6 protein-coding genes and 1 other RNA gene are annotated in these 6,655 nt (G+C 65.2%); 5 read left to right on the top strand and 2 right to left on the bottom strand.

The features are described from left to right. Positions 1–1,180, bottom strand: a 1,180-nt coding sequence (gene dnaX, locus A9Z05_RS30025; protein WP_069621263.1) for a DNA polymerase III subunit gamma/tau, incomplete at its 3' end; no start/stop codon positions are given. Positions 1,181–1,307: 127 nt separating this feature from the next. Continuing rightward, positions 1,308–1,406: signal recognition particle sRNA small type (gene ffs / locus A9Z05_RS30020), an RNA gene on the bottom strand. Between the two features lie 389 nt (positions 1,407–1,795). On the opposite strand from ffs, the gene trxA reads away from it, so the two are divergent. The 5 genes from trxA to A9Z05_RS29995 all read left to right on the top strand — a co-directional run bounded on the left by trxA (position 1,796) and on the right by A9Z05_RS29995 (position 6,632). Continuing rightward, a complete protein-coding gene (trxA, locus tag A9Z05_RS30015; RefSeq protein ID WP_006402348.1) occupies positions 1,796–2,122 on the top strand; it encodes a thioredoxin TrxA in 327 nt (108 codons plus the stop codon). Positions 2,123–2,317: 195 nt separating this feature from the next. Next, positions 2,318–3,580 carry a transcription termination factor Rho gene (gene rho, locus A9Z05_RS30010; RefSeq protein ID WP_006478662.1) on the top strand — a complete coding sequence of 421 codons (1,263 nt, stop codon included), beginning with the start codon at positions 2,318–2,320 and terminating at the stop codon, positions 3,578–3,580. Between the two features lie 129 nt (positions 3,581–3,709). After that, positions 3,710–4,210: a MerR family transcriptional regulator gene (locus A9Z05_RS30005; RefSeq protein WP_069621262.1), complete on the top strand. Its 501-nt coding sequence runs from the start codon at positions 3,710–3,712 to the stop codon at positions 4,208–4,210. Then, on the top strand, positions 4,207–5,760 hold the full coding sequence (locus A9Z05_RS30000; protein ID WP_069621261.1) for an MFS transporter: 1,554 nt from the start codon (positions 4,207–4,209) through the stop codon (positions 5,758–5,760). Before A9Z05_RS30005 ends, A9Z05_RS30000 begins: the two co-directional genes overlap by 4 nt. 38 nt (positions 5,761–5,798) lie before the next feature. Continuing rightward, positions 5,799–6,632: a zinc-dependent peptidase gene (locus A9Z05_RS29995; RefSeq protein WP_069621260.1), complete on the top strand. Its 834-nt coding sequence runs from the start codon at positions 5,799–5,801 to the stop codon at positions 6,630–6,632. Positions 6,633–6,655: the final 23 nt, after the last annotated feature.

The raw sequence follows: 6,655 nt of genomic DNA, 5'->3' as shown, positions 1-6,655 counted from the left end.
TCGCCGCGGCGGCGGCCGGTGCCGCGGCTGCGCGCGGGGCCGGCACCGCACGCGGCGGCACGGACGGCTGACCGCCCGGCGCGCCGCCGGCGCCAGCGGCCGGCTCGAACGCGAGCATCCGCAGCAGCGTCATCGTGAAACCGGCATATTCGTCCGGCGCCAGGCCGAGTTCGGCGCGCCCGACCGTCGCGATCTGATAGAACAATTGCACCTGCTCGGCGCTCAGCGTTTCCGCGAAACGGCGCAGGTCGGCCGCTTCCGGCCATTCGTCGAGCACCGAGCCCGGCGCGAACTGCGCCCAGGCGATCCGGTGCAGCAGGCTCGCGAGATCCTGCAGCGCGGTCGAGAACGACAGGCTGCGCAGCGACATCTCGTCGGCAATCGCGAGGATTTCCGGGCCGTTGCCGGCCGCGAGCGCGTCGAGCAGGCGCACCATGTAAGTCTGGTCGAGCGCGCCGAGCATGCCCGACACCGCCGACTCGGTCACCTCGTTCGCCGAATAGGCGATCGCCTGGTCGGTCAGCGACAGCGCGTCGCGCATGCTGCCCTGCGCGGCGCGCGCGAGCAGGCGCAGCGCCTGCGGCTCGAACGTGATCTGCTCTTCGCCGAGGATCCGCTCGAGATGCGACACGATGTGCCCGGCCGGCATCTGCTTCAGGTTGAACTGCAGGCAGCGCGACAGCACGGTGACGGGAATTTTCTGCGGATCGGTCGTCGCGAGGATGAACTTGACGTGCGGCGGCGGCTCTTCGAGCGTCTTCAGCATCGCGTTGAACGCGTGGTTCGTCAGCATGTGCACTTCGTCGATCATGTAGACCTTGAAGCGCGCATCGACCGGTGCATACACCGCGCGCTCGAGCAGCGCGGCCATCTCGTCGACGCCGCGGTTGCTCGCCGCGTCCATCTCGACGTAATCGACGAAACGGCCCTCGTCGATCTCGCGACAGGCGCGACAGACGCCGCACGGCTGCGACGTCACGCCGGTTTCACAGTTGAGCGCCTTCGCGAAGATCCGCGACAGCGTCGTCTTGCCGACACCGCGGGTTCCGGTAAACAGATAGGCATGATGGAGACGCCCGCCGTCGAGCGCGTGCGTGAGCGCCCTGACGACGTGCTCCTGGCCGACGAGCGAAGCGAAATCCTTCGGACGCCACTTGCGTGCGAGAACTTGATAGGTCATCGGGAAATTGTATCAGTAACGCTGCGTCGCGCCGACACGCGAAACGGTGCGGAACACGGGCAAGGCGCAGGTCGAACGGAGTGTGAAGCAGAAATAAAAAACGCCCTGCGAACGGGGCGAGAAGGAAGGTGACGAGCCCAACCCTCGGCACTGGCGGAAAACGATTGTGGCTGCTTCGTTCCCGACCTGACCAGGTTCACCGCCCCACCATGCGAGGAGGCCCGTCACGGCATATTCTATCACCGCTTCCGGACGAATGCGACCGTTTGTTCGCATCAATGCGAATCTCGCCGGGCAAACCCGCGCTTCGCCCATTCGGACACGTTGCACGCGGCCCGCCCCTTGTAATTGGCGGACCGGCCTCCACCTGCGTGGCACGACGGTCGAACGTCGCGTCGTACCCCTACTCGCATAGCGGCTACTATCGCCGCCCGCAGCAGATAGCAATTTAGGCTAATATGACGCCCGAACGACCCGCGAGCCGCGGCATGCAGCGCTTACGTCCCTCCGTCCCGGAAGGCGGAGTGCCCTGCCGCAGCGGCCGGCAGCCTACGGAGGCCGGTACGCTGCAACGCGCAAGCAGGCAGTCCCCGAACCGTAAGAGGTATTGACCCAATGAGCGAACAGATCAAACACATCAGCGACGCATCGTTCGAACAGGACGTCGTCAAGTCCGACAAGCCCGTGCTCGTCGATTTCTGGGCCGAATGGTGCGGCCCGTGCAAGATGATCGCCCCGATCCTCGACGAAGTCGCGAAGGACTACGGCGACAAGCTGCAGATCGCGAAGATCAACGTCGACGACAACCAGGCCACGCCGGCGAAATTCGGCGTGCGCGGCATCCCGACGCTGATCCTGTTCAAGAACGGCGCGGCCGCCGCACAGAAGGTCGGCGCGCTGTCGAAGTCGCAGCTCACCGCATTCCTGGACAGCCACCTGTAATACCGGCAGTTCCGCGGACGTGTTGTCAGTCGGCAACACGTCCGTTGTCAAGCCGCCGATCGCTCGCTCAAGCGCGAATCGGGCTATGCTAGAATTAAAAAACGTCGACAAGACGCATTTAAGTCTCTGAGCGCCTCCGCTCGCCCTCCTCCCTTATTTTCTTTCGTCGCATCTCCTCCCTGGCGGGTTCTCCGTATGCATTTATCCGAGCTCAAGTCTCTGCACGTCTCCGAACTGATCGAAATGGCCAACGGCCTGGAGATCGAAAACGCGAACCGCCTGCGCAAGCAGGAGCTGATGTTCGCCATTCTCAAAAAGCGCGCCAAGACGGGAGAGACGATCTTCGGCGACGGTACGCTCGAAGTACTGCCGGACGGCTTCGGCTTCCTGCGCTCGCCGGAAATGTCGTACCTCGCGAGCACCGACGACATCTATATCAGCCCGTCGCAGATCCGCCGCTTCAACCTGCACACCGGCGACACCATCGAAGGTGAAGTCCGTACGCCGAAGGACGGCGAGCGCTACTTCGCGCTGGTGAAGGTCGACAAAGTCAACGGGCAGCCGCCCGAGGCCTCGAAACACAAGATCATGTTCGAGAACCTCACGCCGCTGCACCCGAACAAGCCGCTGTCGCTCGAACGCGAGATGCGCGGCGAGGAAAACGTCACGGGCCGCATCATCGACATGATCGCGCCGATCGGCAAGGGCCAGCGCGGCCTGCTCGTCGCGTCGCCGAAGTCGGGCAAGACCGTGATGCTCCAGCACATCGCACACGCGATCAAGCAGAACCACCCGGACGTGATCCTGTTCGTGCTGCTGATCGACGAGCGTCCGGAAGAAGTGACCGAAATGCAACGCTCGGTCGCCGGCGAAGTGATCGCGTCGACGTTCGACGAACCGGCCACGCGCCACGTCCAGGTCGCCGAAATGGTGATCGAGAAGGCGAAGCGTCTCGTCGAAATGAAGCACGACGTCGTGATTCTGCTCGACTCGATCACGCGTCTCGCGCGTGCGTACAACACCGTGATCCCGGCGTCGGGCAAGGTGCTGACGGGCGGTGTCGACGCGAACGCGCTGCAGCGTCCGAAGCGCTTCTTCGGCGCGGCACGCAACATCGAGGAAGGCGGCTCGCTGACGATCATCGGCACCGCGCTGATCGAAACCGGCAGCCGCATGGACGACGTGATCTACGAAGAGTTCAAGGGCACCGGCAACATGGAAGTGCACCTCGAGCGCCGTCTCGCGGAAAAGCGCGTGTACCCGTCGATCAACCTGAACAAGTCGGGCACGCGTCGCGAGGAAATGCTGATCAAGCCCGAGATCCTGCAAAAGATCTGGGTGCTGCGCAAGTTCATCCACGACATGGACGAAGTCGAGGCGATGGAATTCCTGCTCGACAAGATCCGCCAGACGAAGAGCAATTCCGAGTTCTTCGACCTGATGCGCCGCGGCGGCTGATCGCCCTCCCGCTCCGCAACACGGCCGCCCGCGCATCCAGCCCGGCGGCCGTTTTTCGATTCAAACATGAACGTGAACGTACAGGTTGATCTATAATCGCGTCATTGTCCCGCCCAATCCCCCGATCCGATGCCGAACGACGCCTCCACCCCGCTATTGACCGTCAGCGACGCCGCGTCGCGGCTCGGCGTCACGCCGCGCACGCTGAAATACTATGAGGAGCGCGGGCTCGTCACGCCGTCGCGCAGCGAAGGCCGCTACCGCCTCTACGACGAAGCCAACCTCGAGCGCTTCGCGCGCATCCTGCGGCTGCGTGCGCTCGGCTTCTCGCTGCATGGCATCACCGAAATGCTGAAGCGTCCGCTGGAAGAAACGGGCGACGGCCGGCGACGTTATTCGGACGCATCGCTGCGCGACATCCGCGCCGGCCTCGCCGAGCAGATCGACACGCTCGACCGGCGGATCGCGGCCGTCCAGCGCGAGCTGAAGGAAGCCGTCGCGCTGCGCAAGGAACTGCAGCACGACATCGATTACGTCGAGCGGCGCCTCGCCGGCGAGAACGCCGATGCGCTGATCGCGCAGCGGCGGGCGGAGGCCGGCACGCGCCGCGCACGCAAGGATCGCGAATGAACGCGGTGCCGGGCCGGCCACTGTGGAGCCGTGCGAACCTGCGCGCGGACCTGTTTCCATGGGCGCTCGCGCTCGTCACCGGCATCGATTACTTCGACAACGCCGTCTTCTCGTTCTTCGCAAGCTACATCGCGGGCGGCATCAACGCGTCGCCCGACGAACTCGTGTGGTCGTCGAGCGCCTACGCGGTCACGGCCGTGCTCGGCATCCTGCAGCAGCAATGGTGGGTCGACCGGCTCGGCCATCGCCGCTACGTCGCAGGCTGCATGCTGATGTTCTCGTTCGGCGCGATCGCGGCGGCGCTGGCCGACACGTCGCTGGAGCTCGCGTTCGCGCGCGGCTTCCAGGGCTATTTCATCGGCCCGATGATGGGCGCGTGCCGGATCCTGATCCAGATCAGCTTCAAGCCGCAGGCACGGCCGCCCGCGACGCGCGCGTTCCTGATCATGATCCTGCTCGGCAGCGCGCTCGCGCCGATCGTCGGCGGGCTGTTGGTCGCGCATTCGACGTGGCGCGCACTGTTCGCGTGCACGGCGCCGGCCGGCATCGCGTTCGCGGCCCTCGCCTTGCTCACGCTGCCCGATTCGGGCCGCACGCCGGACGACGAACGCGGCTCCGGCCACTTCTGGCCATATGTGGTGTTCGCCCTCGCGCAAGGCGCGCTGCAGATCGTGCTGCAGCAGGTGCATTACCAGCTCTACAGCGGCTCGCCGATGCTGATCGTGCTGACGATCGCGGGGCTCGGCGCGCTCGCATGGTTCGCGTATCACCAGTGGCATCACCCGACGCCGCTCGTGCGGCTGCATGCGTTTCGAGAGCGGACGTTCCAGGTCGGGCTGCTGCTCTACATGTTCTATTACTACGAGACGACGGGCTTCAGCTACCTGACGGCGCGGCTGCTCGAGGGCGGCCTCGGCTATCCGGTCGAGAATGCCGGGCGCCTGGTCGGCACGATGTCGCTGATTTCGGCCACCGCGCTGTTCGCCTACCTGCGCTACGCGAAATTCGTCACGCACAAGAAGTGGTTCGTCGTGCCGGGATTCGCGATCGCCGTCACGGCCGCGCTATCGATGACGCGGATGACGCCGCAGGTCGGCGAAGCCGCGCTGGTCGTCCCGCTGCTGCTGCGCGGGTTGCTGCTGCTGTTCATCGTGCTGCCGGTCGCGAATCTCACGTTCCGGATCTTCGCGATCGACGAATACACGCATGGCTACCGGGTGAAGAACATCGTGCGGCAACTGACGATCTCGTTCGCGACGTCGTCGGTGATCATCGTCGAGCAGCACCGGCTGGCCATGCATCAGACGCGGCTCGTCGAGCGCGCGAACGTGTTCGATCCGCTGTTCCAGCAGACCGCCGACGCGCTGACGCGCAGCTATGCGGCCGCGGGCCACGCGCTGAACGACGCGCACGGCCTCGCGATCGCGTCGATTGCGCGGATGGTCGCGCAACAGGCGTCGTTCCTCGCATCGCTCGACGGCTTTTACTTCCTCGCGGGCGTCGCGCTCGTCGGCGGCCTCTTCGCGGCATGGCAAAAACAGATCGATTGAGTTAAAAGACAGGCTTTGGATTTTCGTCCGCAGCCTCCATGCTTTCGAAACTGACCCGCTGGTTCGACGACCGCCGCCGCGACCGCGCGCTGCGCAGCCATCCGATTCCCGACGCGCTGTGGCACGAAACCGTCGAGCGCCTGCCGTTCCTCGCCGCGCTGCCGCCCGACGCGCTCGGCCGGTTGCGCGAGCTGACGAGCCTGTTCGTCGCGAAAAAATCGTTTTCGACCGCGCACGGGCTCGAGCTGACCGACGCGATGATCGTCGCGATCGCCGCGCAGGCCTGCCTGCCCGTGCTGAATCTCGACCTGTCGCTGTATGACGGCTGGGTCGGCGTCGTCGTGTATCCGGGCGAATTCGTGATCCGCAAGACCGTGCAGGACGAGGACGGCGTCGTCCACGAAGTCGAGCAGGATGCGAGCGGCGAGGCGTGGGAAGGCGGCCCCGTGATCCTGTCGTGGGAAGACGCGCAGATGACGGACGGCCGGGACGCGTACAACGTCGTGATCCACGAATTCGCGCACAAGATCGACATGGTCAACGGCGCGGCCGACGGCTATCCGCCCCTTTTTCGCCGCTGGCATGCGCCGCACCTCGACGCCCAGGCATGGGCCGACGTGTTCGAACACGCATACGACCAATTCTGCGCGCGCGTCGACGCGGTGCCAGACCGCGCGTGGGCGCGCTTCGAGCGGGATTCGCTGATCGATCCCTATGCGGCCGACCACCCGTCGGAATTCTTCGCGGTGTGCAGCGAGGCGCTGTTCGTGCGGCCGAAAGCGTTCGAGTCCGAATTTCCGGAGCTGTACCGGCTGCTCGCGCGCTACTACCGGCAGGATCCGGCCGGCACCGGCGCGCTCGACGCACCGTGAAAATTATTCGTCAACCGTCTGAT

This window comes from Burkholderia sp. A2, assembly GCF_001729305.1.
GTDB lineage: Bacteria > Pseudomonadota > Gammaproteobacteria > Burkholderiales > Burkholderiaceae > Burkholderia > Burkholderia sola.
The sequence above is the reverse complement of the archived record's forward strand: the minus strand, read 5'-3'. Positions and strand labels throughout refer to the sequence as shown.

What these genes read in the sequence shown, in the direction of transcription:
- A9Z05_RS30005 (WP_069621262.1), top strand. Translation starts at nt 3,710, where the DNA reads ATGCCGAACGACGCCTCCACCCCGCTATTGACCGTCAGCGACGCCGCG.
- rho (WP_006478662.1), top strand. Translation starts at nt 2,318, where the DNA reads ATGCATTTATCCGAGCTCAAGTCTCTGCACGTCTCCGAACTGATCGAA.
- trxA (WP_006402348.1), top strand. Translation starts at nt 1,796, where the DNA reads ATGAGCGAACAGATCAAACACATCAGCGACGCATCGTTCGAACAGGAC.
- A9Z05_RS30000 (WP_069621261.1), top strand. Translation starts at nt 4,207, where the DNA reads ATGAACGCGGTGCCGGGCCGGCCACTGTGGAGCCGTGCGAACCTGCGC.
- A9Z05_RS29995 (WP_069621260.1), top strand. Translation starts at nt 5,799, where the DNA reads ATGCTTTCGAAACTGACCCGCTGGTTCGACGACCGCCGCCGCGACCGC.